Genomic DNA, 26,997 nt, shown 5'->3' with positions numbered 1-26,997 from the left:
CGATGTCCAAGATATTTCCGAGCAATCCGGTGCCAACCGCCGCGGGCATCGGTCTTCGCTCCCAGCATATCGGCGAAATGCTGTCTCGCCGCCCCGCGGCGGGATGGCTTGAAGTCCATGCGGAGAACTACATGGGCGGCTCGGCGGCCGTCGAGGCGCTGGAGCGGCTGCGGGAAAGCTATCCCCTGTCCGTCCATGGCGTCGGTCTCTCGCTCGGGAGCAGTTCCGGTCTCGATCGCGACCATCTGGAGCGCATGCGCAAGCTCTGCCTGCGTTTCCAGCCAGGCCTGGTCTCCGAGCATCTCGCCTGGAGCGCCGCCGACGGCGCCTATCTGAATGATCTCCTGCCGCTGCGTTATGACGCAGAGGCCCTCGCCATCGTGACCGCCAACGTCTCGCGGCTGCAGGATACGCTCCAGCGGCGCGTCTACATCGAAAACCTCTCTGCTTATGTCGCCTTCGAGGACTCGACAATGACCGAGGCGGAATTCCTGGTCGAGCTCGTGCGCCTCACCGGCTGCGGGCTGCTTCTCGATATCAACAATGTGCATGTCTCGGCCTGCAATCTCGGCTTCGATTCCAAAGCCTTCATCGACCAGCTTCCCGCGTGCGCCATCGGGGAGATTCATCTTGCCGGGCACGCGATCAACGAGGTGGAAGGCGATATCGTATTGATCGACGACCACGGTTCGCGCGTTCCGCCGGCTGTCTGGTCGCTCTATGCTCATGCGATCCGCAAGATCGGCCCGCGTCCGACGCTCATCGAATGGGATACGGATGTGCCCGCTCTCGACGTGCTCCTCGGTGAAGCCATGTGGGCCGACATGCTGGCGCAGTCGATCGCCTTCGAAGACCGCATGCTGGCTGAAAGGCTGACACCACAGTCGACCCGGTTCGAGGGTATGATCCTGCCATTGCGGGCCGACAACCGGACGGGCCCGATGCCGGCGCTCGCCGCGCTTGCGACGATTAAGCCGTCGGTCTTCGCCAATCATTCGGGCGCAAGGAGGGTTGGCCATGCTCTCTAACTGCGCGCTGCAATCGCGGGTCGCCCAAGCCATCCTCGGTGAAGATGGCCGTGATCTTGCGCCGGTGCTGGCGAAAGGTGCTTTCGACCCGCTGCGTCGGTTCAACATTTACCGCAACAACACCTTCGCCTCGCTGACAGCGACCTTGATCGCGGTTTTTCCGATCACGGTTCAGCTTCTGGGCGAAAACTACTTTCGTCATGTCGCCGGCGCCTTCATTCGGAATAATCCGCCGCAGGAAGCGCAGCTTGTTCGCTATGGCACGAGTTTCCCTCGCTTCCTGGCCGACTTCGATGGCATCCGCACCATGCCCTTCATTGCCGAAACGGCGCGGCTGGAATGGATGATTGCCGAGGCGCTGGATGCGCCGGCGCTGCAGGGCTGTCGCTTGGAGCAGCTGGCGGACGATGAAGCCGACACCGCTCCCCAGATATTTCTTCAGCCCTCGCTACGCCTGCTGGTTTGCCGTTGGCCGGCGCTGGACATATGGGAGGCGCATCAAGCCGGCGGAAACATCGAAGCATTGGCGAGTCTCAGCCGCCGACCGGAGCGGATCGCGCTCTGGCGCGGCCAAGATAGCATGCGATTTCTGCGCCTCGATGCCAGCCATTTCGCCTTCCTTCATGCCCTGAAAAGGCGCGCCAGCCTGGAGGCTGCGGTCAGCCGCGTGCTTGCCCGCACTCCCGGCTTCGATCTCGAGGGTGCCTTTGGCGGCCTTTTCGCCTTTGGCCTCGTCGCTCGCATTCGCCACATCAAGCCCGCAACCAAGTGAACAGGATGGAAGTCATGACTATGATGTCCCCTTCTTCGACGCGACACAGAGGCGGTATTATCGGTCTCTATGTCGCCGCTATCGAGAGCCCCAACAGCCTGCCCTTGTCGCTCGTCCAGCTCGTTGCCCGTCTGGCGGCCGCCCACGTCTTCTGGCAGTCATCGCAGAGCAAGCTTGCCTCCTGGCCAGCAACAGTTCAGCTGTTCACGCTAGAATACCAGCTGCCCATCATCGATCCCGGCGTGGCTGCCGTGCTTGCGACGTCGGCTGAAGTCACTGGCTCGATCCTGATTTTTCTAGGCCTGTTCTCTCGTCCCGCCGCTCTTTTGCTGCTTTGCGTCATCGCGACGATCCAGCTCTTCGTCTACCCGCAGAACTGGCCGGACCATTTGCTCTGGACGGCGCCGTTGCTGTTGATCCTGACGCGCGGGGCAGGCGCCGTTTCGCTCGATTATCTGGCAGCGCGCCTGTTTCCGAGGGGGCGCTGAGCCATGCGCGCAGTTGTCGAAGAGACAAGTGGTGGCTCGCCGCTCATGCGTCAGGCGGCGGGTCACCGCCCGAGGGTCGTCATCCTCGGAGCCGGTTTCGGCGGCCTTGCCGCCGCCAAGGGGCTTCGGCACGCGGACGTGGATGTGACGGTCGTCGATCGTCGCAACTATCATCTTTTTCAGCCGCTGCTTTATCAGGTCGCGACGGCCGCGCTTTCGCCAGCCCAGATCGCCATGCCGATCCGCCGCATTCTCTCTCGGCAATCCAACGTCACTGTGCTGATGGAGCGTGTCGAGGGGATCGACAAGAAGAACCGGTTCGTTCAGACCACAAATAGTCGCATCGCCTACGACTATCTGGTCGTCGCCACCGGTGCAAGGCACGCATATTTCGGAAAGGATGAATGGGCGGAGACCGCGCCCGGGTTGAAAACAATCGCCGATGCGACCGAAATCCGTGCCCGGATCCTGTCGGCCTTCGAACGTGCCGAGGCAGCCGAGGACGAAGCCGAGCGGCGGCGGTTTCTCACCTTCGTCGTTGTTGGCGGCGGCCCGACAGGCGTTGAACTGGCTGGAGCAATCGCCGAGCTGGCAAGAAAGGCCATCGTCCGTGACTTCAGGCGCATTGATCCGTCCTCGGCTCGCGTGGTGCTGGTCGAAGCCGGCAATATCGTTCTGCCGACCATGCCGGCGAAATTGTCGGGAGAAGCCCGGCGACACCTGGAGATGCTCGGCGTCGAGGTGTCCCTCGGGGAAGCTGTAACGCGCTGCGACGCTGAAGGCGTAGCACTTGCCGGCGGCCGGCAAATCCGATCGTCCTGCGTGCTGTGGGCGGCCGGTGTCATGGCCTCCAAGGCGGCAAAATGGCTCGGCGTGCCCGCTGATCGCGCCGGCCGCGTCCACGTCGACCTGAACCTCAACCCGCCGGGCAATGACGAGATCTTCGTGATAGGCGACACGGCGGCGGTCGCGGACAGGAGCGGCAGGCCGGTTCCCGGAGTGGCACCGGCCGCCAAGCAGATGGGCGAATACGCGGCCCGCGCCATTCTCGCCGGTCTCGATGGTCGGACCGCTGGTCTGTTCGGCTATCGCGATTTCGGAAATCTGGCAACCATCGGACGCAATGCGGCGGTCGCCGACTTTCGCCGCATCCGCCTTTCAGGATTTTCCGCCTGGCTGGTCTGGAACATCGCCCATCTCTGGTTTCTCGTGGGCTTCCGCAATCGCGTCGTGGTGTTTGCGGACTGGGCGCTGGCTTATGTCCGGTATGACCGCGCCGCCCGTCTGATTACCGACCGCCATGAACGCTAGAACATTCCCACGCATAAAGATGGGACGTGCGGTCACTGCACTGCTGCTGCTAGCTGTGTTGTCGACGGCGGCGCTCGTGCACCTGGTCTGGTATCGTACCGCAAGCCGGAACATTGAAACGGTTGTTGCGAGCCTTGATGCTCAGAGCACCGCTGCGGTCCGCAACGAGCTTTCTTCTAATCTGGCGCTGGTTTCGAGCAGCGCGGAGATCGTCAGATCGGTCTTTTTCCAGGGAGCGATCAGGCCGGACGACGAGGTGAAGCGTGAATTCCTTTTCCTGTCGTTGCTGCGTGAACAGCCGGCGATTGCCTGGATCGGTTTCGGCTTTCCGGACGGCCAATTCTTTGGGGCGCACGCGCTGCCCGATGGCCAAATCGAAATGGTGGAGATCGGCCACGCACCTCTCGGCAAGCCGCGTCCGCTGCGCCGCGATCTCTATAAGCCAATTCCGGGCGATATCTTTTTCGAAAATCGGCTAAAGGCCGAGAGTGTCTACGTTCCGGAGGGCTCGCCATGGTACAGACTTGGCCGGACCAGTGCAGAACCGGCCTGGAGTCTCGTCAATATTCTTCCGAACGGATTCGAACCGGCGATCGTCGTCTCGAAGAAAGTCGAGGTGTTCGGCCATTTCGAAGGTGTGGTGATGGTGGCGGTCAGCCTGCATCGGTTGTCGGCCATACTTGGAGGGCTCAAGATGCCGGAAGGCAGCAAGGCCTTTGTGCTAGCGCGGGATAACGCGGTACTGGCGACATCCGAGCCGTCAGACGGTATGGTCGCTGCTCATCTCAAGGATTTTGCCGCCTCCGACGCTCTGGCCGCGGCAGTCGCCATGGCTGCCAGCTCCGATAAGCCCGACGGTTCCCGGACGCTGGTGGCAAGCAAGGCGCTCGGCCCAATCTTCGTGTCATCTGGCAAGTTGCCGTTCGAAGACTGGCGTCTGGTCACCGCCATACCGCGGGCGACTTTTGCCCGTGACATCGACGCCAATACCGAGCGACTGATCTTCATCATCGGGGGCATTGCTGTGCTGGCCGCTGTGACGGCGATCCTGTTTGCCAGAATTCTCTTCGCTCGGCCACTGTCGCGCCTTGCCGAGCAGCTGCATATGATCGAGAGGTTCGAACTCGACGCCGTGGAACATCGCCCGGCGCTGTTGACTGAACTCGATCAATTCTCCTCCGCCCTGAAGCGCATGTCGAGCGGCCTTGCCGCGTTCGCGCGCTTCATGCCCGTCGAGGTCGTTCGTCCCCTTGTCGATGGCGGTCTTAAGCCTCGTCCCGGCGGCGAGCTCAGGGACATAACGGTGTTGTTTGCGGATTTGCCAGGCTTTACGGAACTCACGGAAGAGTTCGGCGCTGGCGTTGAACCAAGCCTGACGCGGTTTCTGACCCTGTCGATCGCCGCTATTCATGCCGAAGGCGGCACAGTCGACAAATTCATCGGCGATGCGGTGATGGCGATCTGGAATGCCCCCGGCAATGTGCCGGATCACGCATTGCGCGCGTGCCGCGCCGCAGCGGCAATTCGCGATGCGATGCATGCCATGGCGCCGATTGCGCCCAAGCATGATGAGATTCGGGTGCGTATCGGCATCAACACCGGCGTGGCCCTTGTCGGCAATATTGGCTCGACTGAACGCCTCAGCTATACGGCGATCGGCGACGTCGTCAATCTCGCGAGCCGGCTCGTTGGCGTGGCCAAGGACAAAGGCGTGGAAATTGCGCTAAGCGACGAAACGCTTCGAAAGACCCGAGACATTATTCAGACAAGGCCGCTTGGCTGCGTTGGTATACGGGGAAGGATCGCGCCGGTCCGTGTGCACACGATCGATCCGGCTGATATGGCGGACTGAAGGAGCATGACGATGCTGCTGCTCACAACGCTGATCTGGTTGCAAACCAAGCACTTCATGGCTGACTATGTCCTGCAGCCCGAATGGATGATTGCCGGCAAAGGGAACTTCAAGAAGCCGGGCGCTTATGTCCACGCTGGCATCCACGCCGTCGCCACCGCGCCGATCCTCTTGGTTGCAGTCACGGATCCGACGTGGATTTTCGCCATTGCCTCGGGCGAGTTTCTGATCCATTTCCTTATCGACCACTTGAAGGCCATCCACGGTCAACGTCAGCCGCACCCGGTCAATACACGTTCATTCTGGATACTTCACGGCGCCGACCAGCTCGCTCATCATCTGACCTATTCGGCAATATTGGCGATCGTGGCCTGGGATGCCGACTTTATTCCATGAAGCAGACCTTCGAAATCGAACGGATGACGTCTTCGGAAGGAAACTGCTATTCCGCGCGATAACGACGGTGAGCGCTCTCCGAGCAGGTCGGAATTCCGGGGAGCGGAACCGGACACGATGCGATCGTCAGTCTCAATGCCGTTGCAGGCGATATAAAGCGACAAACTGACGCTCTACTTTTCGACCGCCTGGGAGCTCGCCATGAGCCGATCAAGGCGCAACCTCCACCGGCTGCGGCAATGCCGCAGCCATCAGGCTTTGATTATTCCTTCGGCGGCCCGCCCCGCCGCTCCAGCGCCGTCTTGCGGATGGTCTCCGCGATCTCCGGACTACTGCTCGACAATATCTGGAAATCCACGGCGTAGAGCGACAGCAGCGATACCTCGGTTGCTGCGCTGACCGTCGCTGAGCGAGGTTCGCCACTGATCAACGCCATCTCGCCAAAGAAGTTTCCGGTACCAAGTTCCACGGGATGGTCGGGTGTCGCCACGGTGACCCGCCCCTCGACGATGAAGAACATCTGATCGCCAACATCGCCCTTGCGGCAGATCACGGCACCTGCGGGGACAATGCGCGGTCGCAGCGCCCGGACGATCTCGATCAGTGCAGCGGAACCAAGCTTCTGGAACAGGGGTACGGCAGCGACCAATTGCCAGTTGCGAACGAAGTCTTGGCGGCGAACCTCTTCGTAGAAGCCGGTGGCGAGGATGCCGGCCCAAAGTGCAAAAATACCGATCCCGCTCATCATCACCAATCCGGCCAGAACTCGGCCGGCAAGGGTCTGCGGGATCTCGTCACCGTAGCCGGTCGTCGACAGCGTCACGACCGCCCACCACATCGCCTGCGGAATGCTGCCGAACTTATCGGGTTGGACATCTCGCTCGATGATATAACCAGCCAATGCAGCGCCAAAAAGAACGATGCCGAACACCGATGTCACGCCAAGGAGATTGCGCGATTCATTCGCGACCACCTTTGCCAGCAGCCTGAAGAAGGTCGAGTCGCGCAACGGCTTGAGAAGCCAAATGGCGCAATAGAGGTTTCGATCACGGGACCCAACGAACAAGAATGCAGCAGCCGGAACCAGCACCGCGAGCAAATCGATCACGAGGGCCGGCATCCCGCCCGACCAGCGGTGTCGCCGTGAAAGCAATGTCCCGCTCAATTGGAGGACATAGGCCAGCCAAATTGCCGCAAGTAGCAGCTCAAAGACAAACCTCTCCTGTCCAGTAAGGCCCTGCGTCGTCAGTGCGGCAACGACGAAGAGACCGATTGTAGCGAACAGCGCGTTGAGCGGAGTCGAGATCTTCGAGAACGGCACTGCCGACATTACATACTCCCAACCGCCCGGCATTCGTCGACAATAGATACCTTCGGGCAACAGGCAAGGAAACGAGGGACTGATGCAATGTGTCTTCGCACCAAAGAATTTGGCTTTCAAGCGCTGCGGAGCGTGGAATCAAAGGTGATGTTATTTCTAAGGCGGCCGCTCCAAGGGCGACCACGATAGTCAGCAGATAGCTGAACTTTCCGGCGGCACTTCCTGACCAAATGCGGATAAGTTCCTTAAATCGCAGATATTCCGCACGAGGGAAATCGCTTGGTCGATCGTTCAGATCTCTCAAGGCGAGAGACCAGAGAATCCGAAAAGTCGGACTATCTTGGTGTTTAGTTGCGGGGATGGGCGGGCTTATGCAATGAAGCGCCTGCTTTTTCCGCTGCCGCCTGCAGACGCTTGTCCTTGGTCCATAATGCCGCTCGCCGATCAAGCAGTATCGAGGCGAGTAAGTGGGCATCGGTATAGCCGATGCGCATACTGAAGATGCCGTGACGGTCGATCATTGTCATCACTTCGTCGTGCGTTGCGACGAACGCTTGGCGCTGGGCTGCCAGAAATGTAATCACACGCTCGCGATCTCGGAGGCTGCCAAGTGCCAGTTCGCCGACCACAGCCGGATGGCAGAGTAGACGATCGTGCTCAATGATCGTCCGAAGCTCGGCATCAACATGGCGAAAATGATCAATCCATATAGAAGTGTCTGCCAGTGTCACTTGGCCGTCGGGCTCCGGCGACGTGGAGCCGCCTCCGCATCGGGCATAGTTCCACCGAGCGCGATCAGGCGTTTTCCGGACTCTACTCGGACAAGCGTCTCCAACGCCTGGCGGACGAGAGCCGCGGTTTCTTTTGTGCCGGTCAGGGACCTGGCTCTTTCCATAAGAGTGTCATCGAGATTGATTGTCGATCGCATCGTTAATTATCCTTGTCCTGATGTTTTAAATAGCACCATTAGGTGAAAATCTACGCCTAGGTCCGACGGAGCGTGATAGTTTTTATCTCAACAGGATCGTTGCCATTCCGGCCATCGGCGCCCTGTGCGTTCGCCTTGTACAGCTTTAGTCCGTAGGTGATAGCGCCGAAGAGTTCTCCTATGTCTCCGTAGACATTCAGATGACGGCGTGTCTGAAGGTGGCAGCTTTCTGCCAGCGACAGGAGCTCCTCAAAATACGGAATCAAGGATGTGTCTGAATTCGTATTTGGCGCGCCAGTCATGAAATCGAAGCTGTTCTTCCACATCGGTGCAGGAAACCCATTCGCCGTCGTCATAGAAGGCTCGATCCCAGACATCAGCATCCATACCTCACGGAGTTCCAATTTTGCACCGCCGCCATCGCGGTCTTTCGCACAGAAACGCCATGCCAAGGCTCCTGGTGGAGGCCGACGGTGGGCGTTTCGCAAGCCGGGGGCGCCGCAGAGGGAGAGGAGGGAGGGGGATTTTCCGGCGGGTTTGGAAGGCTGGAGAAAGTTCCGGCCGGCTCGTCACGGAGAAACGATATGGCACAGGCCAATGAGAAAATCACATTGAACGTTGGACGCGACATCCCTTTCAATAAACTGATCCTGAGCGAGCAGAACGTGCGTCGGGTAAAGGCAGGCGTCTCGATCGAAGATCTCGCAGAGGACATAGCCCGCCGCGGATTGCTGACCAGCCTGAATGTTCGCGCTCAAGTCGATGATGACGGCAACGAGACCGGCTTTTATCGCATCCCGGCTGGCGGCCGGCGCTACCGTGCGCTTGAACTGCTCGTGTCACGCAAACGGCTCGCAAAGACCGCGGGCATTCCTTGCATCGTCAGCAGCGGCGAAACCCCCGAAGCTGAGGATTCTCTTGCCGAAAATGTCCAGCGCGTCGATCTTCATCCGCTTGACCAATACCGCGCTTTCCAGACACTGCGTGAGCAGGGCATCGGCGAAGAGGAAATCGCCGCCCGCTTCTTTGTCTCGGCAGGGGCGGTTCGGCAACGGTTGCGTCTGGCATCGGTCTCGCCGCGGCTGCTCGAACTCTATACCAACGAGGACATCAAGCTTGAACAGCTCATGGCCTTTTCCATCACCAACGACCATGTCCGGCAGGAGCAGGTCTGGGACACGATCTCGCGCCAGCAGCTTCGCGAACCCTATTATATCCGCAGGCTTCTGACGGAAACGACGGTCCGCGCGAGCGATCGCCGCTCCGTGTATGTTGGGATCGCTCCCTACGAAGCCGCCGGCGGTGTTGTCATGCGCGACCTGTTCGAGCAGGACAACGGCGGATGGCTTCAGGATCCGGCCCTGCTCGAGCAATTGGCACTGGAGAAATTGACGGCAGACGCCGAGGCGCTCAAAGCTGCGGAAGGCTGGAAGTGGGTCGAAGCGGCCTTCGACTTTCCTTACGGTCATACAGCCGGGCTGCGTCGCTTCTATGGCCACCAGGCCGAGATGACCGAGGAAGAGACTGCTCGATACCGTTCGCTCAAGGCCGAATATGACGATCTCGATGCAGCCTATGCCGAGGCCGACGAACCTTGCGAGGAGACCGAGCATCGCTTGGAGGAACTCGGGAACGAGCTCGACAGGCTTAACGGCCGGCCATATGTCTTCGATCCTCAGGATGTCGCCCGTGGGGGCGTGTTCATCTCGCTCGGCGCCGGCGGCGAACTGAAGATCGAGCGCGGCTTTGTCCGACAGGAGGACGAACCGCAGCCGGAGACGATGGGAGCCGAAGCGGACATCTCCAGGAGCGACTTCGCCCACGACGTGACCGGATCATCGTCCACCGGCGGGGCAACGCTCGACGGTCGGGCCGTTGCTGGTGACGAGCCAGACGAGGGAGACGATGCCATCCGCCCGATATCCGATCGTCTGCTTGTCGATCTGACAGCGACGCGCACGGTGGCACTGCGCAATGCGCTCGCCAACAATCCAGCTGTGGCCTTCATTGCCGTGCTGCACGCCTTCGTCCTGAAGACCTTCTATCATTACGGGTCGGACACGTGCCTGGAACTGACGCTGCAAAGTGCAGGCTTCAGCCAGACCGAAGGGCTCTCCGACACCGTCTGGGCGAGCGAGATCGATCAGCGACAGGAAGCATGGGGCCAGGACCTTCCGAAGTTACCCGAGGAACTCTGGGACTTCCTGGTCGCGCTCGATGAGGTCAGCCGGCTGGCATTGTTTGCCCACTGCGCATCCCTTTCGCTGAATGCCGTGATCGAGCCATGGAACAAGCGCACCCGCGCGGTCGCTCATGCCGACCAGCTTGCCCGTGCAGTCGGCTTCGACATGGCCGATGCCGGCTGGGCGCCGACGGTCGGGGCCTATCTTGGAAGGGTCACCAAGGCGCAGATCCTGCAGGCTGTGCGGGAGGCGAAGGGCGAGCAGCCGGCTCGCCTGATCGGCCATTTGAAAAAAGTCGATATGGCGCGCGAAGCCGAGCGCCTGCTCGATGGCAGCGGCTGGCTTCCCGAGCCCCTGAGAATGGCGATTGAGGTGGCATCGGCAGATAGCTCCGGAACAGCAGTCGGGGATGTCGTCCACCGCAACAGCGACGATGCTCAGGTCGAAGCCGAGGATTCAGATCTTCCGGCTTTCCTCAGTGACGAGGTGAACGCCGAGGAAGCGACAGCAGAGCCGGATGACGCCTTTCGGGACGAGCAGAAACATCTCGACGCGGCCGAGTAGGCTTTAACCATCCAACCCGATGAGGTCCGGCCGGCATGCCGGGCCTTCGATTCCGATCCACTCGCACGGTCCGGCTCCAACAGGAGGCCGGACCGCTTTCGTTTTAAGGAGCAAATGTCATGGACACCATCACCTCCGCCTCGCAACCGGCAACCGGCTTCAGGGTCGACATCTCGCGCGGTGAGCGCAATGGCCGCGTCTCGTCCGAATGGTTCTCTCGACCTGATGATGAGCGCTATCTTTCCCTTGGCGAACTCTACGGTGCAGTCAGGTCCCGTGCGGAGCGCGCCCACGCCCGAACGGTGGAAAGTTCGTCGATCCGCCTCGAGGCCAGTCGCGACAACTCCGAGCGGCTCGCGCTGATTTTACCCGGCAACCGGCGGCCGGTTGCGCCGACGCATTGGAGCTATGGCCAGCTGTGCACCCTGGTAGGCGCCCCCGCCACCTATATGCGCCAACTTCCCGCGCCGCTTGCCGCGATCAATCTGCAGCATGGCCTGCTCAAAAATCGCGCCGAGCTCGTCAAGACGCTTGAAATGGACGACGGTCGCGTCGAGCTGCGGGCGGTGACCGGCCCCGACTACGGCAGGATCTGGGACCACGAGCTCGTTTCCGCCGTGATGAAAATCGCCGGCAATGGAACCGGCGACACGATCTGGAAAGTGCCGGGCCTGCTCGACTGGGCAAGCATGACGCATAATCCCTTCGTCGATATCTCCAAGGATACGACCACACTCTACGCATCCGACCGAGATGTCTTCCTGTTCCTGGTCGACGATACCCATCCGATCGAGGCGGGGCGCCTGCAGAATGGCGAACCTGACCTGTTCTTCCGCGGCTTCTATGCGTGGAATTCGGAGGTGGGGTCGAAAACGCTTGGCATCGCCTCCTTCTACCTGCGCGCCGTTTGCGCCAACCGAAACATCTGGGGCACGGAAAATTTCCAGGAGATCAGCATTCGGCACAGCAAATTTGCCGCCGAGCGCTTCGCCCATGAAGCAGCACCGGCGCTGGCAAGCTTTGCCAATTCCTCACCTGCAGCTTTCGTCGCAGGCATCCAGGCCGCGCGCGAGCGGATCGTCGCCCGCGACGATGAAGATAGACAAACATTCCTGCGCCGGCGCGGCTTCTCGAGAAGCGAAACCGGCAAGATCATCGAGACGGTTCTCTCCGAAGAAGGTCGACCGCCGGAATCGATCTTCGATTTCGTTCAGGGGATCACCGCCCTGGCACGTGACAAGACCCATCAGGACGTCCGTCTCGAGCTGGAAGGCAAGGCGAGGAGGCTACTCGAAAGTGCGGTTTGAGCGCGCCTCGTAACGTGATGCCGTCGATCGGTCCGAGCCCGCTCGTCGGCATTGTCATTTCCACGAACAGCATCACCCCTTTCCAGGCACCTGCGCGGTGATGACGACAGGGCGCGAGAATACTCTCGGAAAAAAGGAACGCACGGGCGGGGGCAGTCGGTTCCGCCTCCCTGCCGGCCGCTATGCTGAGGCTCCCGCGGCTGCCCTTGTTCCGCCCTTAGCGTGGCGAGAATTCCCGAAATCCCGCCTTCGGCGGCGCTATGCTGATTTCTCCGATACTCTTCATTGTTTGTCTGGAACCCGCCACGGGCGGGTTGCCCGAGCATCCCTTTTCTCCGCGTCAGCAGCACGAACAGGCCGCAATTGATTCGCCATCGCGGTTCTGTTGCTTTCGAAAAAAGTCAGTTTAATCCGATTTCTGGCCGACCCGGAACGAGCTCAGCTTGTTCAACAGATCCTCCGAAATCTCGAATTGCCGCGCCGTCCCCCTGCCCATGGAATTCTTCACCATCGTCTCGCTCAGCATTCCACGCTTTACCAGAAGGTCGACGGTTTCCTTCACGCCAGTTCGTGTCAGTTCGGTGATTTCAATGATGTTTGAGAGGGTTAGCTTCTGGTGCGCTTGGCTCATCGTGTAGAGGATCGTCATCATGCCGACCTGTTTCAGTCGCGCCTGCGGCGTCTCGTCCTCCAGCGGATGATCGAGAATCTCATGGAGGATGAGCCCTGAGAAGGCAAGGTTCTGCCATTGCTGTTTAAGTGCGCTTGTCATGTCATTTAACTGTGTTATATAAGCTAGTATGTCGTTTGGAAGGAAGCCATGCAAGCCTTCCCGAATGCGATGGAGCATCGTCGTATCGAAGGGGCCTGTCCATGAAAAGCCTTCTGCTGAATTCATTGCTTGCGATCTGCTGCATGACGCCATCCTATCTTATTTTCGACAGTAAAGCGCAAGCTGAAGATTGGGGATGCGAGGTTATCCTGTGCCTTTCCAATCCCGGTGGCCCAACCCAGTATGGCGAATGCCGGCCGCCGATCCATAAATTGTGGCGGGAGCTTGCCAAAGGGCATTCGTTCCCGACCTGCAGCGGCGTCAGTTTTCACAGCTCGCGGCCCGGTTATGAACCCTACTATTGCGATGCCGGATACAGGTTGAGGGGAGGAGATGGTTCGCGCGGGGGGCAAGTGACCTGCGTGGCGACGTCACCGCAACCGGTGAGCAATGCCCTCTGCTCGCATGATGCTGACGACTTTGGCACCCACGACAATTCGATACTGTCGCCACATTGGCAGGTTCAGGATGGGCGCCGCCAGTGCATGGGTTACCCGATCATGCGACCGAATGTGAGGCCGCAGCCTCACTATATCGACGTCACCATCGATGGCGCGGCCACGCAGCGGGTGTGGTACTGACGATGGCCGCTGCGTTCGTCGATATCGCGCAGACCTGCGCGCCGATGGTCAAGATCGAAACGCTGGCTGCCGTCGTCAGCCTTGAGAGCCGCTTTCAGCCTCTTGCCATTCGAGTCAACAGCGGCCCGCCACTTGCCGACCTGCCTGCTTCGAAAGCCGAGGCGATCGAGGTGGCCACGTCTCTAATGGCTGATCGCCAGGATATCCAGATCGGCCTTGGCGGCCTCGGGATCGAGGCGCTTCAGAAACTCAATCTCTCCCTTGCTGACGCCTTCGACCCTTGCCTGAGCCTCAAGGCCACCGCGACACTTCTCGACCGATACTATCGTGAGGCACTCCGCGTGGGGGACGATCCGGCTCGAGCCGAGACCGTCATGCTCCGCTCCTATTATGGTCGCGATGATCCGTCGGTCGGCGCAATAGTCCGGTATGACGAGCAGGTGCGTCAGGAAATAGGGCGGCTCTCGCCAATGCTGGCTTCGCTTTCCATTGCGGGAACGGACGATCAGGTCCCGCCAGTCCCATCGCCGCAGGATCAGCCGAGTCAAGCGCCTCTGAAACAAGCACCACACACCGCTCAGGCCGCTGAGGCCGCGTTATGGGACGTTTATAACTCCCGACGGCAATCGTCGGCTCTCGTTTTCCGCAATGATAGATCGGAGCAAAGCGAATGATCTCGAAACCCCGTCTTCGCCCCCTTGCCACATCCACACTCATGGCGGCCGCGATCGTCGCCTTCATGGTCGAGCCGGCCTTCGCCCAGGCCGCCGGTATTGAAACCGTGCTGCAGAACATTGTCGACATGCTGACTGGCAATATCGCCCGTCTGCTGGCGGTCATCGCGGTCATCATCATCTGCATTTCCTGGATGTTCGGTTACATGGATCTGAGGCGCGCAGGCTTCTGGATCATTGGCATTGGCGGAATTTTCGGGGCGACCGAACTGGTCAACACCATCGTCGGGAGCTGATCGCCGTGATGAACACCCCGCGCTTCGAAGACGACACGTTGTTTCTCGCATGCACCCGCCCGGCAATGATCGCCGGCGTGACCATGGAGGCCATGGGCGTCAACATCATGCTGACGACCATTCTTTACATCAGCGCAGGATCGATCGCCTATGCGCTCGTCGGCGTCGCCTTTCATGTCCTGTTTCGCGCGCTCGTCAAGCACGATCACAACAGGTTCCGGATCCTGATCGCGTGGATCGAGACCCGGGGCCGCTCGCGCAATAGCGCCTATTGGGGCGGCGCCAGCCTCTCCCCCTTGCCGCTCACTCGCCGTTACCACGAAAGGGATTTCAGCCTTGCCTAGTATTGCGACGCTCCGGTCTCGCGAACTCGGCGCGGAGACCTTCATTCCCTATGTCAGGCATGTCGATGAGGCGATGATCGCGCTTGATTCCAGAGCGCTGATGAGCATGATCGCGCTGGAAGGGGTTTCCTTCGAGACCGCCGATATCCGCGACCTCAGCGGCCTGCACCGCAGCCTGAATACGCTATACCGCAATATCGCCGACGAACGGCTGGCGCTTTGGACGCATGTCATTCGCCGTCGCGACAACGCCTATCCCGAGGGACGTTTCGCCAACCCCTTCTGTGAAGGCCTCAATGTCAAATATCGCGATCGGATGATCGGCGAAGACCTTTTCCGAAATGACCTCTATCTTGCACTCGTGTGGCATCCCGGTCGGGACGCTGCCGAAAGGGCAGCCAATCTTCTCTCCCGGCTGCGCAAGGCGCGCCGATCCCGTATCGAACTTGATGAAGATGCCCTGAAGCATTTGCGCGACCGGGTGGCCGACGTGCTGGCTGGCTTGCAGCGCTTCGAGCCACGTCTCCTCACCCTTCGAGAGCAGGGCGGCATCCTGTTCTCCGAACCGAGCGAAGTTCTCCATCAGATCGTCGGAGGGCGGCGTGAACCGGTTCCGCTGACGGAAGGAAGGATTTCTTCGGCGATTTATTCCGATCGGGTCATCTTCGGGCGCGAGACAGTCGAGATCCGTCACGAGGCAGAAAGCCGCTATGCCGGCATGTTCGGCTTCAAGGAATATCCGGCGACCACGCGTAGCGGCATGCTCGACGGCATCCTGACGGCCCCCTTTGAACTCATTCTGACGCAGTCCTTCGCGTTCACCTCGAAAGCTGACGCCCGCATGATCATGGGCCGCAAGCAGAACCAGATGGTAAGTGCCGGCGACAAGGCAGCAACCCAGATCGAAGAGCTAGGGGTGGCGATGGACGAGCTCGAATCCAATCGCTTCGTTCTGGGAGAACATCACCTTGCGTTGACGGTCTTCGCCCCCTCGGTCAAGGAGCTGACTGACCACATGGCTAAAGCTCGCGCTTGTCTTACCGGGGGCGGCGCGGTCGTCTCTCGCGAGGACCTAGGGCTCGAGGCTGCCTGGTGGGCGCAGCTGCCTGGGAATTTCCGCCATCGGGCGCGCTCGGGGGCGATCACCTCGCGCAACTTCGCCGCTCTTGCTCCCTATCATTCCTACCCTACCGGTCGGAGGGACGGCAACGAATGGGGACCGGCGGTCGCCGTGCTCAAGACCGCATCGGGCTCCCCCTTCTATTTCAATTTCCACCACAGCGATCTGGGCAATACCTTTGTCTGCGGCCCATCAGGCACCGGCAAGACCGTGCTCCTGAACTTCATGTTGTCGCAGCTCGAAAAGCATGATCCCCACATGGTTCTCTTCGACAAGGACCGGGGCGCCGACCTCTTCGTGCGCGCAGCAGGCGGCAATTATTTGCCGCTTAGAAATGGCATTACCACCGGTTGCGCTCCATTGAAGGCGCGGGAGCTCACTCCAGAATACAAGCTATTCCTCACCGGCTGGATCACCAGGCTGGTCGGATCAGCGTTCGGTGAACTATCGATCACGGAGTTGCGCGACATTGCTTCGGCGGTTGACGGGGTGGCGGACCTGCCGGTGGAGCGTCGCTCCATCGGTGCCCTGCGCGCATTTCTCAACAACACCGATCCCGAAGGAATCGCCTCGCGGCTGAGAAGATGGGAGAGGGGAGGACCACTTGGGTGGGTCTTCGACAATGAGGCCGATGATATCGGTGTCGGCGCCAAGTTCATCGGATACGACATGACGGATTTCCTGGATAACGAGGAAATCCGCACGCCCTTGATGGCCTATCTGTTCTATCGCATCGAGCAGCTGATCGATGGGCGTCGCATCATCATTGTCATCGACGAATTCTGGAAGGCGCTGCAGGACGAGGCCTTTCGTGATCTTGCGCAAAACAAGCTGAAGACCATTCGCAAACAGAACGGGCTCATGCTGTTTGCGACCCAGAGCCCGCGCGACGCCATCACCTCGCCGATTGCCCATACGATCATCGAACAGTGCCCGACGCAGATTTTCCTGTCCAACCCGCGCGGCGACCGCACCGACTATGTCGATGGTTTCAAGCTGACCGAACGCGAGTTCGAGCTCGTCTCACGCGAACTCTCCGTCGAGAGCCGCCGGTTCATCGTTAAGCAAGGGCATAACAGCGTCGTGGCCGAGCTGAACCTCAACGGCTTCGACGACGAGCTCGCCATTCTCTCGGGCCGGACAGCCAATGTGGAACTTGCCGATGCCATCCGAGCGGAGCTTGGCGACGGGCCGGAGGACTGGCTTGCCGCATTTCACCAGAGAAGGAGGACAGCATGATCCGCGCAGGAACTATGGCGCCCTTGTTTGCATCCGCCGCTTTTTTTGCGTCGGCAATGCTGGCGTCTGCACAGGGCATTCCCGTCATCGACCAGACGTCGATCGCCAAGCAGATCGAGAGCATCGCGCAGCTCAAGTCCCAGCTCGACACCTTGAACCAGCAGCTCCAGCAGGCTCAGCAGCTGTACGGATCGCTGAACAAGATCACTAACATGGCCAACGTCGCGAGCCTCTTGAACGACCCCTCGATCCGCAAGGCGCTCCCACAAGATTTTAATGCGATCGAGGCGCTGCTCAAAGGAACCGGCAGCGGCGTCTTCGGCAGCTCCGCCTCGAAATTCCTCCAGGACAATTCCACCTATCGCACTGAAGCCAATGATTTCTATGCGCAGGAGTTGTCGCGCCTCCAAAAGCAGAATGCGGGACAGATGAGCCTCGGTCAGCAGATTTATGATGCCGCCACCAAACGCATCGAAGGCATCGATGAGCTGCGCCAGAAGATCTCCGGTGCAGCTGACGCCAAGGACATCGCCGACCTGCAGGCCCGCCTCCAGGCCGAAACCGCCTTCCTGCAGAGCGACGTCCTTCGCATGCAGGCACTGCAGATGGTCCAGCAGGCGCAGGTGCAGGTCGATGAACAGCGCAAAGCCGAGGACTGGCGTAAACGCATGGATGCGATGGGGGCGGCGCTCAAATGAAATGGTATCTTTCTGCCGTGACCGTGCTTTTCCTGTCGGCCTGCTCTGCACCAGTGGACAGGGTTTATACCGTTGATGAACTCATGGCCGACGACGCTCTGCTCGCCAGGATTATCGGCGAGTGCCGCAACAATCCGGGCGAGCTCAGCGAAACCCCAAATTGCCGCAACGCCGAGGCTGCGGACGGCAAGCGGCGGCTGGAGCGCATGGGCAAATCGTTGGGAGGCTGACGATGTATCAGGTCTTCAGCTTCGTCGACGGCCAGTTCAAGACACCGCTGGAAAACTTCATTTCCTCGGGCACCTCGAATATTGCGAGCTGGGTGAGTGGACCACTGACCGCGGCACTGACACTCTATGTGGTGCTCTACGGCTACCTTGTTCTCCGCGGATCCGTCCAGGAGCCCATCCTCGAATTCGCCTTCCGGGCAATGAAGCTTGCCATCATCGTCATGCTGGTCAGGAATGCGAGCGACTATCAGACCTACGTCACCAACATCTTCTTCGACACGCTGCCGCGCGAGATCTCGCAGGCGCTGAACTCGGGAACGGCACCGAGCGCTTCGACTTTCGACAGCCTGCTCGATAAGGGTCAAAACTGCGCCTACGAGATATGGCGCCGGGCCTCCTGGCCGATCGATATCGTCACAGGGATCGGCGGCATGATGGTCATCGGCGCGAGCTTCGTCGTGGCGGCTATCGGGTACATCGTTTCGCTCTATGCCCGGCTGGCGCTCGCTATCGTACTGGCGATCGGCCCCATTTTCATCGCGCTCGCTATGTTCCAGTCGACTCGCCGGTTTACCGAATCCTGGATCGGCCAGCTGGCAAACTTCGTTATCCTGCAGGTCCTGGTCGTCGCGATCGGCTCGCTGCTGATCACCTGTATCGACACGACGTTTACGGCGATCGAAGGCTATAGCGATGTCATGATGCGTCCGATTGCGCTCTGCGCCATCTGCCTTGCTGCTCTCTACGTTTTCTACCAGTTGCCGGGCATCGCTTCGGCACTTGCTGCCGGCGGAGCGTCGCTGACCTACGGATATGGCGCCGCGCGCGATGCCCATGAGAGCACGCTCGCCTGGGCCGCTTCCCGTTCAGCCACGGCGGTCGGCCGCGGGGCGCGCTCGGTCGGTCGCCGCCTGGCGCCAGGCCGGACCGATTGAAAGCTTCACCATCAAGACAATTGGACAGGTTATTCCCATGATCCGTGTCGGTTTATTGCTTTTCCTGATCCCGAGCTTGGCGGCTTGCGGCTCGATGTCCCACCCTCTGCCCAAATGTGATGGCTATTCCCGCCGGCCGATGAACCGTTCGATGTGGCAGTGGCAGGATAATCGAAGTGCAGAACAGCCGACGACCGGGGCTGTTTCCGCACAGCCGCTGAGCCAGGCTGTTGCCTATGTGGAGGATTCGCTGCCATCAGCCGCACCCGCTGCCTTTGCTCCGTTCGATATCGCTGGCTCTTATCGTCCATGCGAGGGCAGGTGAACATGGCTACCACGGACAATTTGAAGAGTTACTTCGAAAAGGCCCGCCGCTTCGATCAGGACCGGATGATGCAGGTCGAGCGATCCGCGCGGATTGCGTGGTTCGTGGCAGTCTGCGCCGGCATCCTTGCAGGCGCTTCCGTATTTGCCATCGCCGGCCTCACTCCATTGAAAACCGTCGAACCTTTCGTGGTGCGGGTCGACAACTCGACCGGAATCGTCGACGTGGTCTCGGCATTGACGTCGGCAGCCGGGACCTACGACGAGGCCGTTACCAAATACTTCGCGGCCAAGTATGTCCGTGCTCGCGAGGGGTATGTCTGGAGTGAAGCGGAGGAGAATTTTCGCACCGTCGCGTTGCTGTCGATGCAGCCGGAACAGACGCGATTTGCCGCTCTCTATCGCGGCAGCAATCCCCAATCCCCGCAGAACATCTATGGCCGCAGCGCCACCTCGCGGGTCAACATTGTTTCCATCTCGTTGATCAACGCCAATGTGGCATCAGTGCGTTACATGAGAACCGTTACTCGCGGGGAGGAGGTGGCCACCACGCACTGGGTCGCAACCCTCACCTTCTCCTATGCCAACGCTCCGATGTCCTCAACCGATCGGCTGATCAATCCCCTCGGCTTCGTCGTCACCGAATATCGCGCCGATCCGGAGGCGATCAATTGAGAGCCTATTTCCTGCTTCCGCTGATCCTGGCAGGCAGCCTTTCATCGGCAGCGGTTGCCCTCGAAACTCCACGTGGGGCGGCGCAGGACAGCCGCATCCGCTTCGTCGATTATCAGCCCTATAACATCACCAAGGTTGTCGGCACGCTGCGGTCTTCGGTGCAGGTCGAGTTCGCAGCCGACGAGGAAGTCGCCCATGTGGCGCTTGGCAACAGTGTCGCGTGGGAGGTGGCGCCAGCGGGCAACATACTGTTCCTGAAACCCCGCGAAAGCCAGCCGGTGACAAATATCTCGGTTGTGACGACACGGCCGGACGGATCGACCCGCAGCTACCAAATGGAACTGACTGTCCGTGACGGCAGCGTCGAGGCCGGGCAGAACACCTATTTCTATCTGAAATATCGCTATCCAGCCGATGAAGCGGAGCGGCGCCGACAGGAGGCGACCGCCCGTGCGCAGGCGGCACAGGCCGGTGAGGCCGATCACGTGCTTGCCCTTCACGAAGCCTATGGACCGCGCAATTGGCGCTATTCGGCGCAGGGGGCGCAAGCGCTCGAGCCGCAGGCGGTCTACGACAACGGCAAGGTCACCACCTTCGCCTTTGCCGGCAACCAGGAAATGCCGGCGATTTACATGGAAAATTCCGATGGCACCGAGAGCCTCGTCCCCAAGTCCGCCAACGGAAATCTCGTCCTCGTTCACGCGATCAGCCGCAAGTTCATCTTGCGCAGGGGCGCAGACGTCCTTTGCGTCTTCAACGAAGCATACGATCGGATCGGCATCAATCCCGAGACCAACACGACGTCACCGTCGGTCGAGCGCGTGGTCAGAGTGCCGCCCGACCCAGTGCAATAGGAGGTGTCATGGCCGAGCAAGAAATGACCCAGATCCCGGGTGAGCGCGCCGAGACGTCGACTGCCTATCGGCTCGACAACAATCCGATCCTCAAACGAGGCGCGGTCGCTCTGGCCATCGTCGTCTTTGTCGCCTTCGCTCTCTGGTCGATGCGCGGACAGGACAAGCCATCTGATGGCACGCAGCCCGAACGGGTCGTCATCCGTCAGACATCGGACTTCGAGCCGGCGAAGGAACCCGTCCAACCGCTGGCGCCGCCGGCAGAGGTCCTGCTCCCGACGCCCGGCGTAACCGAGCAGGCGCCGAGCGACGATGACAAGTTGCTCGATGCTGCGCGCCGTGCGCCGGTCATCGCCTATGGCGGTGAGAAATCGCCGCCGACGCGACAGCAGGAGAAGGACGAAAGATCCGATGAGAACTCAAACTACGTGCCACTCGGCAATAATCCGGTCGGTTTCGCTTCGGTAGGCGAAAACGAGGACCAGCGTTTCAACCGCCTGCTGACGCCGACACAATTGCAGGGTTCGCGCGCCGGAACGCTCGGCAATCGAGACTTTGTTGTCGCAATGGGCACGTCCATCCCTTGTGTTCTGGAAACAGCGCTCTCCTCCGACCAGCCAGGATTCACCAGTTGCGTCATCAACCGCGATGTCCTGTCGGACAACGGTCGCGTCGTCCTGATGGAAAAGGGCACCCAGGTGGTCGGCGAATATCGCGGCGGTCTTCGTCGTGGGCAAAAACGCCTCTTCGTCCTCTGGAACCGGGCCAAGACCCCGAAAGGCGTGATCATCACTCTGGCGTCGCCGGCAACCGATGCCCTTGGCCGGGCCGGCGTGAACGGCTACGTCGATACTCATTGGTGGGAGCGTTTCGGAGGCGCCATCCTGCTCTCCATCGTTGGCGATGCGAGTTCTTACGCCAGCAGCCGGCTTCAAGACAGCGATGTCGAAGCTCAAAACACCACCAGTGCCGGTCAGCAGGCCGCAGCTATTGCGGTCGAGCAGTCGATCAACATTCCGCCGACCCTCATGAAACATCAGGGCGAGCTGGTTTCGATCTTTGTCGCGCGTGATCTCGATTTTTCGAGCGTCTACCGGCTTCGCGTGACCGAACCTCGCAATCGCATCTACGACCGCGCCGTGCTTGGAGATTTCAAGCCCGACTCGAAGCTTGTTACAAAATAGGTTCGAGGATGACTGAAGCTGCTGATTCAGGCGTAGTCCGTGAATTGCTTTCGCCGTTTTCACCCTTCCTTCGCGATAAGACGCTCTATGAGGTCATCGTCAATCGGCCCGGCCAAGTTGTTACGGAGGGGAGGCAGGGATGGCAGACCCACGATATGGCCGAGCTGTCCTATGAAAGGCTCATTCGTCTCGCGCGGGCGGTCGCAAGTTTCTCCAATCAATCGATCGACGAGACGCGACCGATCCTCTCGGCGACCTTGCCAGATGACGAGCGGATTCAGATCGTGATCCCGCCAGCAACGATGAAGGGAAGAGTGAGCATCACCATTCGCAAGCCATCGTCGGTGTCTTTAACCCTTGAAGATCTCGACCATGGGGGCCTCTTTGCCGATGTCGCGCCGGTCGAGGACAACGGAAAGCGATCAGATCAAAGGCTGCTGGAGTACTATCGGATCGGCGCCTACAAGGCGTTTCTGCGCGAGGCAGTGTTCGCAAGAAAGAACATCATCATCTCCGGCGCGACGGGGTCGGGAAAGACGACCCTCTCGAAGGCATTGATCCGCCATATCCCGCAAGACGAGCGGATCATTTCCATCGAGGACACGCCGGAACTAGTGGTGCCGCAGCCCAACCACGTTCGGCTCTTCTACTCCAAGGGCGGCCAGGGGCTAGCCAAAGTCGGCGCAAAGGACCTGCTCGAATCCTGCTTGCGCATGCGGCCCGATCGCATCCTGCTGCAGGAACTGCGGGACGGCACAGCCTTCTATTACATTCGCAATGTCAACTCGGGACATCCTGGCTCGATCACCACGGTTCATGCCGATTCCGCCCGCCTCGCCTTCGAGCAACTGACATTGCTGGTTAAGGAGTCGGAGGGCGGCGGGGATCTCGAACGGCACGACATCCGCGAGATGCTCACAGTCGCGATCGATATCATCGTCCAATGCAAGCGCATCGACGGACGGTTTCGAGTGAGCGAGGTCTATTATCGGGACGCAATTAAGGCGACTAACAATGGAAGCTGAAATTGCCGAGTGCTCGCGTTCCCCGTTTGAACCTTGAATGTAAGTGAAAAATCCATTACTTTCGCGGTGTCTGAAATAGGAGACTTCCCATGGCTTCCCTAGCGGTTACAATGAAGGGGCAAATTACGCTCAGACGGGATTTGCTGACACATCTTGGGGTCAAGCCCGGGGAGCGGATCGAATTCGACAAGCTGCCTGGGGGTGAGTTGCGGGTGAAGGCGGCTCGTCCAACGGGGACGATCGACGACTTTATCGGTCGGCATGCTGGCAAAGCAAAAAGGCCGTTGACCATCGAAGAGATGAACGAAATTACGGCCTCGGGCTGGGCCGGCGAGGAATGAAGGTCTCAGTCGATACCAACATTCTCGCTCGGGCAGTCCTGCAAGACGATGCGAAGCAGGGGAGGGCGGCGGCAAAACTCCTTAAGGAAGCATCGCTGATCGCGGTTTCCCTGGCGAGCCTATGTGAACTGGTCTGGATTCTGCGCCGAGGTGCCAAGCTGTCGAAGGACGATGTTTCACAGACCATCCGCGACCTGCTCAATGCTGGCAATGTGGCAATGAACCGTCCCGCAGTCGAAGCGGGACTGGCCGTCTTGGAGGCTGGTGGCGATTTTGCCGACGGTGTTATCGCCCACGAAGGAGCATGGCTCGGCGGCGAGAGCTTTGTGTCTTTCGACAAGCAGGCAGTTGAACTGGTGACCCGCCAAGGCCAGTCAGCGCGTCTTCTCGCCTGACATTACGCCGGCTCGAGAGCAGATAAAGGAAGGTCTCATCACGGCAAACAGGGCATTTCACCCTCCGCCACACGCCAGATCCATGGCGCCATCTCTAGCCTGGCGGCAATCATCTCGCTCAGTGCAACCTCGTAGTCTTCGTCAGCATTCGTCGGAACGATGAACAGAGCCACGGGCGCCGGCCTTGCGTCAGGCAATGTCACGGAGGCAATCGGCTGACCACGTGAAAGATCGAAGCGCAATCCCTTTTTGCTTCTGCGCTTTAACCCGGAGAGCCGTTCGAGGAGCCGCTGTTCGTAGATATTTTCGAACGGAATCCAGTTCTCGTTCACCACCATCATTGCCACTTCCTCCACGGATGCGATCCCCGCGCTCGAAATGCCGAAAGTGGCGATCACGATAAGATGGAACTCTTCGTTTGATCGCCACAGTTCCAGCTCGGTCTCATATCGTCCATTCAACCGCTTCCATGCTCCCTCATCGATCATGAGAGGAAAGGGGAGGTAGCGAACCAGGATTTTCTGACTGTTGCGGGCTGGCGAAAACTCCTTTACGTCCGCGATGATCAACATCAGTTTGCGCGGTCCTGGTCCATTTGCCTTGGCTCCGGCCAAGGTTGCGGCACGCCGGGCGGAAATTCCTTCCTTGTCCTCTTGGTGAAACACTTCCGGGATAAACAGAATGTCGCTGAGCGGGCCGCCGCGGACGATCATCTGTCTTGCGGCATTCTGCAGGCTGCTGCGGACGCGGCCCCAGCCGCGCTTTCCAGCCCATAGCGACGTCCATTCCGTAAGCTCTCCCATATCCCAGAGATAATGGAGCATCGCCCTCAGCGAGAGTTTTTTGGGATCGCTTAGTACCCTTTCTGATGGGTCTGAAGGCGCCGTCGACGTCGATCGGTTCGCCCGTTTTGAGAGAGAGAAATCAAGTTTCAGCATCGTCGCACCGGTCGCCGCGTCGACCTGGATCGCATGGCCAATTAACGGACCGAGACCGGACAGTTCATAAGGCGGCTCGTATGATGGGCATCCGGGATCGTGCTGCCGGCCTGAAAGCGGCATGCGTTTGATCAGGAATTGGTCTTCCATCCGCGCGATGTACATCGGCACCGGCGGCTCACGACACTGGCAAAGTGGCCTGAGCTTATGTTCATAAGCGCGTTCGAGCCGAGGCAGAAACTCTGGAGAACTGTCATCGAATGCCTGGTCGCCGATCAAAAACTGTCGCACGTCGTTCCTCCCTTTCCTGACCCAAGGCTGATCGAGCCGGAGCACAAGCTTCGTGGATTATACTGGCTTGCAATAGTTAGTATAGCGATATCACAGTCGCTGGGGCCGATCTCATCGTCATTGGCAGGAAAGGGAAACTGCGGTGAGCCGATCGCTGAATGGCGCGACATCGGCGCCGTCGTAAAAAACGATGCCAAAGGCAAAAGTTTGTCCACAGGCGTCCTCAAGCGTCTTCAGGCCCCCGAAATCGGTAGCCCTGACCGTGGTGCTCGCCTTTACCTCGATCCCGACGACCATCCCATCGTCACGCTCGACCACGACCTCCACCTCATGCGTTTGCCGTTTCAACCTCCGAAAATTTGAACAATCGATCATGATAATTAGAAATCAACGACGCGAAGCCGGCCTCAGTTGTCGGTCTGGTGAAAAGAGGAAGAGGAGGGCAGGGACGGGTTGGCACGGCAGGTTGGAGAGCGCCGGCGCGGGCCGGCTCTTCCCTTGCTCTCGGCAGGTTTCCCATGAACGTGATTTCTTCCTCGGCCGTGAGCGCCGGCATTTCCTTGCATGGTTGCTTCGATCGGCCGAGCCGTGCGGGGCCTCATTTTCGAAGCCTGCAAAATACCGCTGCCCGTTCCTAAACAGCAGGACCGATGATCTTTCCCATCCCCAGCCGCTCGTGACGGAGGAACGCCCTATGTCATCCGCCTCCGAACTGGCGGACCGTCTCGCGCGCGACGCGGTCTGCCGCCACTACCTCTCCGCCGGCCATCGCGCCGGCAACTACTGGATCGTCGGCGATACTGCCAATAGCCAGGGCAGGTCGCTTTATGTCCATCTCTCCGGCCCGCGGGCCGGACGGTGGACAGATGCCGCAACCTCTCAATACGGCGATCTGCTCGACCTCGTTCGGGAAACCTGCGGCCTTGTCGATTTCCGCGACGTCGCTGATGAGGCGCGGCGTTTTCTGAACGAACCCCAGCCCCTCCCCGCGTCGTCCCGCAGGGGCAGCGCCAATACCGATCCGCCGGTCGACAGATCAGCTGCAGAACGCGCAAGACGCTTGTTTCGGATGGCAGAGCCGGTTGGCGGTTCACTGGCCGACAGCTATTTGCGTCAGCGGGGCATCCTGCGGGCAGCTCTGCACCCGGCGCTCCGCTTCCATCCCTCATGCTTCTACCGCGACCTTGTAGCCCGCAGAACGAGAACCTTGCCAGCCCTGATCGCAGCTGTGACCGATCCGTCCGGCGCGATCACCGGCGTGCATCGCACATGGCTCGATCCGGAGGGCGAGGGAAAGGCGAAGGTCGATGATCCCCGCCGCGCGCTCGGGGGGCTGCTCGGCAACGCCGTGCGTTTTCGCTTTCCTTTCCATGGCCCGGTGTCAGTCATGGCTGCAGGCGAAGGCCTCGAAAGCATCCTGTCGCTCGCACATGTGATGCCCGGCATGCCGATGGTCTCGGCGCTGACCGCCAATCATCTTGCCGCCTTCCGGCTGCCCGATGGCTGCCGGCGTCTCTATATCGCTGCTGATGCCGATGCGGCCGGCCGCCACGGCATCGAGGGATTGAGCCGCCGCGCCCAGACGCTCGGGATCCTGCCGCTGGTGCTCGCCCCGGAGCTCGGCGACTTCAATGAGGATCTGCGCCGGCTCGGCCCGGAGCGGCTCATCGTCAATCTCAGGGCGCAACTCGCCCCGGAGGACGCCCAGATATTTCTGCTCGCATAATCGCGCCGAAAAGGCAGATGAGGACGCGGACGTAGCAGGATGGCCGGTTCCTTTGGCGGCCGCCGTTCGGGTGGGCGCCCGCCCGCGGGCCTGCCGAAGGGCGACCCTTACCATGCGGCGGGTGGGCCTTCAGCGGGTCAGTCAG

Annotated in this window: 31 protein-coding genes; 24 read left to right on the top strand and 7 right to left on the bottom strand. The window is 60.1% G+C overall.

Annotated elements, in window-relative coordinates; all coding sequences use genetic code 11:
• Positions 1-2 precede the first annotated feature (2 nt).
• From bufB to PH551_RS05765, 6 genes are read left to right on the top strand one after another with little or no spacing between them, the layout of a single operon-like run.
• Positions 3-1,028 carry an MNIO family bufferin maturase gene (bufB, locus tag PH551_RS05790; protein ID WP_285192228.1) on the top strand — a complete coding sequence of 342 codons (1,026 nt, stop codon included), beginning with the start codon at positions 3-5 and terminating at the stop codon, positions 1,026-1,028.
• Entirely contained in the window at positions 1,018-1,800 is a 783-nt protein-coding gene (locus PH551_RS05785) for an HvfC/BufC family peptide modification chaperone (RefSeq protein ID WP_285192227.1), read from the top strand. Before bufB ends, PH551_RS05785 begins: the two co-directional genes overlap by 11 nt.
• Positions 1,801-1,814: 14 nt before the next feature.
• A complete protein-coding gene (locus PH551_RS05780; protein WP_285192226.1) occupies positions 1,815-2,288 on the top strand; it encodes a DoxX family protein in 474 nt (157 codons plus the stop codon).
• Between the two features lie 3 nt (positions 2,289-2,291).
• Complete coding sequence (locus PH551_RS05775) at positions 2,292-3,599, top strand: NAD(P)/FAD-dependent oxidoreductase (protein WP_285192225.1); 1,308 nt, start codon at positions 2,292-2,294, stop codon at positions 3,597-3,599.
• Complete coding sequence (locus PH551_RS05770) at positions 3,589-5,451, top strand: adenylate/guanylate cyclase domain-containing protein (RefSeq protein ID WP_285192224.1); 1,863 nt, start codon at positions 3,589-3,591, stop codon at positions 5,449-5,451. Before PH551_RS05775 ends, PH551_RS05770 begins: the two co-directional genes overlap by 11 nt.
• A 12-nt stretch (positions 5,452-5,463) precedes the next feature.
• Positions 5,464-5,847, top strand: a complete 384-nt coding sequence (locus PH551_RS05765) for a DUF3307 domain-containing protein (protein WP_285192223.1) — start codon at positions 5,464-5,466, stop codon at positions 5,845-5,847.
• A gap of 262 nt (positions 5,848-6,109) precedes the next feature.
• On the opposite strand, the gene PH551_RS05760 is transcribed toward PH551_RS05765, so the two are convergent.
• The 4 genes from PH551_RS05760 to PH551_RS05745 form a co-directional block, all read right to left on the bottom strand.
• A complete protein-coding gene (locus tag PH551_RS05760; RefSeq protein WP_285192222.1) occupies positions 6,110-7,177 on the bottom strand; it encodes a cyclic nucleotide-binding domain-containing protein in 1,068 nt (355 codons plus the stop codon).
• A gap of 338 nt (positions 7,178-7,515) precedes the next feature.
• Positions 7,516-7,899 (bottom strand): PIN domain-containing protein, encoded by a 384-nt coding sequence (locus PH551_RS05755; protein ID WP_285192221.1) that lies wholly within the window; start codon positions 7,897-7,899, stop codon positions 7,516-7,518.
• Positions 7,896-8,096 (bottom strand): type II toxin-antitoxin system VapB family antitoxin, encoded by a 201-nt coding sequence (locus tag PH551_RS05750; protein WP_285192220.1) that lies wholly within the window; start codon positions 8,094-8,096, stop codon positions 7,896-7,898. Before PH551_RS05750 ends, PH551_RS05755 begins: the two co-directional genes overlap by 4 nt.
• Before the next feature lie 56 nt (positions 8,097-8,152).
• Positions 8,153-8,548: a hypothetical protein gene (locus tag PH551_RS05745; RefSeq protein ID WP_285192219.1), complete on the bottom strand. Its 396-nt coding sequence runs from the start codon at positions 8,546-8,548 to the stop codon at positions 8,153-8,155.
• A 132-nt stretch (positions 8,549-8,680) separates the two neighbouring features.
• Between PH551_RS05745 and PH551_RS05740 the strand changes: the two genes are divergently transcribed.
• Both PH551_RS05740 and PH551_RS05735 read left to right on the top strand, forming a co-directional pair.
• The gene (locus PH551_RS05740) at positions 8,681-10,843 is read left to right on the top strand and encodes a ParB/RepB/Spo0J family partition protein (RefSeq protein WP_285192218.1); all 2,163 of its coding nucleotides are present in this window, start codon (positions 8,681-8,683) and stop codon (positions 10,841-10,843) included.
• Between the two features lie 119 nt (positions 10,844-10,962).
• Positions 10,963-12,150, top strand: coding sequence for a DUF932 domain-containing protein (locus PH551_RS05735; RefSeq protein ID WP_285192217.1), 1,188 nt, complete (start codon positions 10,963-10,965; stop codon positions 12,148-12,150).
• Between the two features lie 406 nt (positions 12,151-12,556).
• Here PH551_RS05735 and PH551_RS05730 read toward each other — a convergent pair whose 3' ends face one another.
• On the bottom strand, positions 12,557-12,922 hold the full coding sequence (locus PH551_RS05730; RefSeq protein ID WP_168302397.1) for a MarR family transcriptional regulator: 366 nt from the start codon (positions 12,920-12,922) through the stop codon (positions 12,557-12,559).
• A 101-nt stretch (positions 12,923-13,023) separates the two neighbouring features.
• On the opposite strand from PH551_RS05730, the gene PH551_RS05725 reads away from it, so the two are divergent.
• The 15 genes from PH551_RS05725 to PH551_RS05655 all read left to right on the top strand — a co-directional run bounded on the left by PH551_RS05725 (position 13,024) and on the right by PH551_RS05655 (position 23,897).
• Positions 13,024-13,563, top strand: a complete 540-nt coding sequence (locus PH551_RS05725) for a hypothetical protein (RefSeq protein WP_285192216.1) — start codon at positions 13,024-13,026, stop codon at positions 13,561-13,563.
• 2 nt (positions 13,564-13,565) lie between these two features.
• Positions 13,566-14,237, top strand: coding sequence for a lysozyme family protein (locus PH551_RS05720; protein WP_285192215.1), 672 nt, complete (start codon positions 13,566-13,568; stop codon positions 14,235-14,237).
• Positions 14,234-14,533, top strand: coding sequence for a TrbC/VirB2 family protein (locus PH551_RS05715; RefSeq protein WP_285192214.1), 300 nt, complete (start codon positions 14,234-14,236; stop codon positions 14,531-14,533). The genes PH551_RS05720 and PH551_RS05715 overlap by 4 nt, the downstream gene beginning before the upstream one ends.
• Before the next feature lie 8 nt (positions 14,534-14,541).
• Positions 14,542-14,877: a VirB3 family type IV secretion system protein gene (locus PH551_RS05710; RefSeq protein WP_285192456.1), complete on the top strand. Its 336-nt coding sequence runs from the start codon at positions 14,542-14,544 to the stop codon at positions 14,875-14,877.
• Positions 14,870-17,236 (top strand): VirB4 family type IV secretion/conjugal transfer ATPase, encoded by a 2,367-nt coding sequence (locus tag PH551_RS05705; protein WP_285192213.1) that lies wholly within the window; start codon positions 14,870-14,872, stop codon positions 17,234-17,236. Before PH551_RS05710 ends, PH551_RS05705 begins: the two co-directional genes overlap by 8 nt.
• Positions 17,233-17,934 (top strand): P-type DNA transfer protein VirB5, encoded by a 702-nt coding sequence (gene virB5 / locus PH551_RS05700; protein WP_285192212.1) that lies wholly within the window; start codon positions 17,233-17,235, stop codon positions 17,932-17,934. Before PH551_RS05705 ends, virB5 begins: the two co-directional genes overlap by 4 nt.
• Positions 17,931-18,164 carry an EexN family lipoprotein gene (locus PH551_RS05695; protein ID WP_285192211.1) on the top strand — a complete coding sequence of 78 codons (234 nt, stop codon included), beginning with the start codon at positions 17,931-17,933 and terminating at the stop codon, positions 18,162-18,164. The genes virB5 and PH551_RS05695 overlap by 4 nt, the downstream gene beginning before the upstream one ends.
• A gap of 2 nt (positions 18,165-18,166) precedes the next feature.
• Positions 18,167-19,099, top strand: a complete 933-nt coding sequence (locus PH551_RS05690) for a TrbL/VirB6 family protein (RefSeq protein ID WP_285192210.1) — start codon at positions 18,167-18,169, stop codon at positions 19,097-19,099.
• Between the two features lie 37 nt (positions 19,100-19,136).
• The gene (locus tag PH551_RS05685; protein WP_285192209.1) at positions 19,137-19,424 is read left to right on the top strand and encodes a hypothetical protein; all 288 of its coding nucleotides are present in this window, start codon (positions 19,137-19,139) and stop codon (positions 19,422-19,424) included.
• 2 nt (positions 19,425-19,426) lie between these two features.
• Positions 19,427-20,098 carry a VirB8 family type IV secretion system protein gene (locus tag PH551_RS05680; protein WP_285192208.1) on the top strand — a complete coding sequence of 224 codons (672 nt, stop codon included), beginning with the start codon at positions 19,427-19,429 and terminating at the stop codon, positions 20,096-20,098.
• A complete protein-coding gene (virB9, locus tag PH551_RS05675; protein WP_285192207.1) occupies positions 20,095-20,952 on the top strand; it encodes a P-type conjugative transfer protein VirB9 in 858 nt (285 codons plus the stop codon). Before PH551_RS05680 ends, virB9 begins: the two co-directional genes overlap by 4 nt.
• A gap of 8 nt (positions 20,953-20,960) precedes the next feature.
• Entirely contained in the window at positions 20,961-22,136 is a 1,176-nt protein-coding gene (gene virB10 / locus PH551_RS05670) for a type IV secretion system protein VirB10 (RefSeq protein WP_285192206.1), read from the top strand.
• 8 nt (positions 22,137-22,144) lie between these two features.
• The gene (gene virB11 / locus PH551_RS05665) at positions 22,145-23,161 is read left to right on the top strand and encodes a P-type DNA transfer ATPase VirB11 (RefSeq protein WP_285192205.1); all 1,017 of its coding nucleotides are present in this window, start codon (positions 22,145-22,147) and stop codon (positions 23,159-23,161) included.
• An 89-nt stretch (positions 23,162-23,250) separates the two neighbouring features.
• Complete coding sequence (locus tag PH551_RS05660; RefSeq protein ID WP_085781993.1) at positions 23,251-23,502, top strand: AbrB/MazE/SpoVT family DNA-binding domain-containing protein; 252 nt, start codon at positions 23,251-23,253, stop codon at positions 23,500-23,502.
• Positions 23,499-23,897 (top strand): type II toxin-antitoxin system VapC family toxin, encoded by a 399-nt coding sequence (locus PH551_RS05655; RefSeq protein ID WP_285192204.1) that lies wholly within the window; start codon positions 23,499-23,501, stop codon positions 23,895-23,897. The genes PH551_RS05660 and PH551_RS05655 overlap by 4 nt, the downstream gene beginning before the upstream one ends.
• A gap of 38 nt (positions 23,898-23,935) precedes the next feature.
• Here the strand turns inward: PH551_RS05655 and PH551_RS05650 are convergent, their stop codons facing one another.
• Together PH551_RS05650 and PH551_RS05645 are read right to left on the bottom strand one after the other, a co-directional pair.
• Complete coding sequence (locus tag PH551_RS05650; protein ID WP_285192203.1) at positions 23,936-25,126, bottom strand: DUF1173 domain-containing protein; 1,191 nt, start codon at positions 25,124-25,126, stop codon at positions 23,936-23,938.
• 117 nt (positions 25,127-25,243) lie between these two features.
• Entirely contained in the window at positions 25,244-25,444 is a 201-nt protein-coding gene (locus PH551_RS05645; RefSeq protein ID WP_350223846.1) for a hypothetical protein, read from the bottom strand.
• Between the two features lie 376 nt (positions 25,445-25,820).
• On the opposite strand from PH551_RS05645, the gene PH551_RS05640 reads away from it, so the two are divergent.
• On the top strand, positions 25,821-26,852 hold the full coding sequence (locus tag PH551_RS05640) for a DUF7146 domain-containing protein (RefSeq protein ID WP_285192202.1): 1,032 nt from the start codon (positions 25,821-25,823) through the stop codon (positions 26,850-26,852).
• Positions 26,853-26,997 lie beyond the last annotated feature (145 nt).

Origin of the sequence: Rhizobium atlanticum, assembly GCF_030182485.1 — a bacterium.
GTDB lineage: Bacteria > Pseudomonadota > Alphaproteobacteria > Rhizobiales > Rhizobiaceae > Rhizobium.
Note: the sequence above shows the minus strand (reverse complement) of the source record. Positions and strands in the feature narration are given on the sequence as shown.

Excerpts from the sequence above, each read along its gene's own strand:
- bufB (WP_285192228.1), top strand. The coding sequence starts at position 3 with ATGTCCAAGATATTTCCGAGCAATCCGGTGCCAACCGCCGCGGGCATC.
- PH551_RS05785 (WP_285192227.1), top strand. The coding sequence starts at position 1,018 with ATGCTCTCTAACTGCGCGCTGCAATCGCGGGTCGCCCAAGCCATCCTC.
- PH551_RS05780 (WP_285192226.1), top strand. The coding sequence starts at position 1,815 with ATGACTATGATGTCCCCTTCTTCGACGCGACACAGAGGCGGTATTATC.
- PH551_RS05775 (WP_285192225.1), top strand. The coding sequence starts at position 2,292 with ATGCGCGCAGTTGTCGAAGAGACAAGTGGTGGCTCGCCGCTCATGCGT.
- PH551_RS05770 (WP_285192224.1), top strand. The coding sequence starts at position 3,589 with ATGAACGCTAGAACATTCCCACGCATAAAGATGGGACGTGCGGTCACT.
- PH551_RS05765 (WP_285192223.1), top strand. The coding sequence starts at position 5,464 with ATGCTGCTGCTCACAACGCTGATCTGGTTGCAAACCAAGCACTTCATG.
- PH551_RS05760 (WP_285192222.1), bottom strand. The coding sequence starts at position 7,177 with ATGTCGGCAGTGCCGTTCTCGAAGATCTCGACTCCGCTCAACGCGCTG.
- PH551_RS05750 (WP_285192220.1), bottom strand. The coding sequence starts at position 8,096 with ATGCGATCGACAATCAATCTCGATGACACTCTTATGGAAAGAGCCAGG.
- PH551_RS05740 (WP_285192218.1), top strand. The coding sequence starts at position 8,681 with ATGGCACAGGCCAATGAGAAAATCACATTGAACGTTGGACGCGACATC.
- PH551_RS05735 (WP_285192217.1), top strand. The coding sequence starts at position 10,963 with ATGGACACCATCACCTCCGCCTCGCAACCGGCAACCGGCTTCAGGGTC.
- PH551_RS05730 (WP_168302397.1), bottom strand. The coding sequence starts at position 12,922 with ATGACAAGCGCACTTAAACAGCAATGGCAGAACCTTGCCTTCTCAGGG.
- PH551_RS05725 (WP_285192216.1), top strand. The coding sequence starts at position 13,024 with ATGAAAAGCCTTCTGCTGAATTCATTGCTTGCGATCTGCTGCATGACG.
- PH551_RS05720 (WP_285192215.1), top strand. The coding sequence starts at position 13,566 with ATGGCCGCTGCGTTCGTCGATATCGCGCAGACCTGCGCGCCGATGGTC.
- PH551_RS05715 (WP_285192214.1), top strand. The coding sequence starts at position 14,234 with ATGATCTCGAAACCCCGTCTTCGCCCCCTTGCCACATCCACACTCATG.
- PH551_RS05710 (WP_285192456.1), top strand. The coding sequence starts at position 14,542 with ATGAACACCCCGCGCTTCGAAGACGACACGTTGTTTCTCGCATGCACC.
- virB5 (WP_285192212.1), top strand. The coding sequence starts at position 17,233 with ATGATCCGCGCAGGAACTATGGCGCCCTTGTTTGCATCCGCCGCTTTT.
- PH551_RS05695 (WP_285192211.1), top strand. The coding sequence starts at position 17,931 with ATGAAATGGTATCTTTCTGCCGTGACCGTGCTTTTCCTGTCGGCCTGC.
- PH551_RS05690 (WP_285192210.1), top strand. The coding sequence starts at position 18,167 with ATGTATCAGGTCTTCAGCTTCGTCGACGGCCAGTTCAAGACACCGCTG.
- PH551_RS05685 (WP_285192209.1), top strand. The coding sequence starts at position 19,137 with ATGATCCGTGTCGGTTTATTGCTTTTCCTGATCCCGAGCTTGGCGGCT.
- PH551_RS05680 (WP_285192208.1), top strand. The coding sequence starts at position 19,427 with ATGGCTACCACGGACAATTTGAAGAGTTACTTCGAAAAGGCCCGCCGC.
- virB10 (WP_285192206.1), top strand. The coding sequence starts at position 20,961 with ATGGCCGAGCAAGAAATGACCCAGATCCCGGGTGAGCGCGCCGAGACG.
- virB11 (WP_285192205.1), top strand. The coding sequence starts at position 22,145 with ATGACTGAAGCTGCTGATTCAGGCGTAGTCCGTGAATTGCTTTCGCCG.
- PH551_RS05660 (WP_085781993.1), top strand. The coding sequence starts at position 23,251 with ATGGCTTCCCTAGCGGTTACAATGAAGGGGCAAATTACGCTCAGACGG.
- PH551_RS05655 (WP_285192204.1), top strand. The coding sequence starts at position 23,499 with ATGAAGGTCTCAGTCGATACCAACATTCTCGCTCGGGCAGTCCTGCAA.
- PH551_RS05640 (WP_285192202.1), top strand. The coding sequence starts at position 25,821 with ATGTCATCCGCCTCCGAACTGGCGGACCGTCTCGCGCGCGACGCGGTC.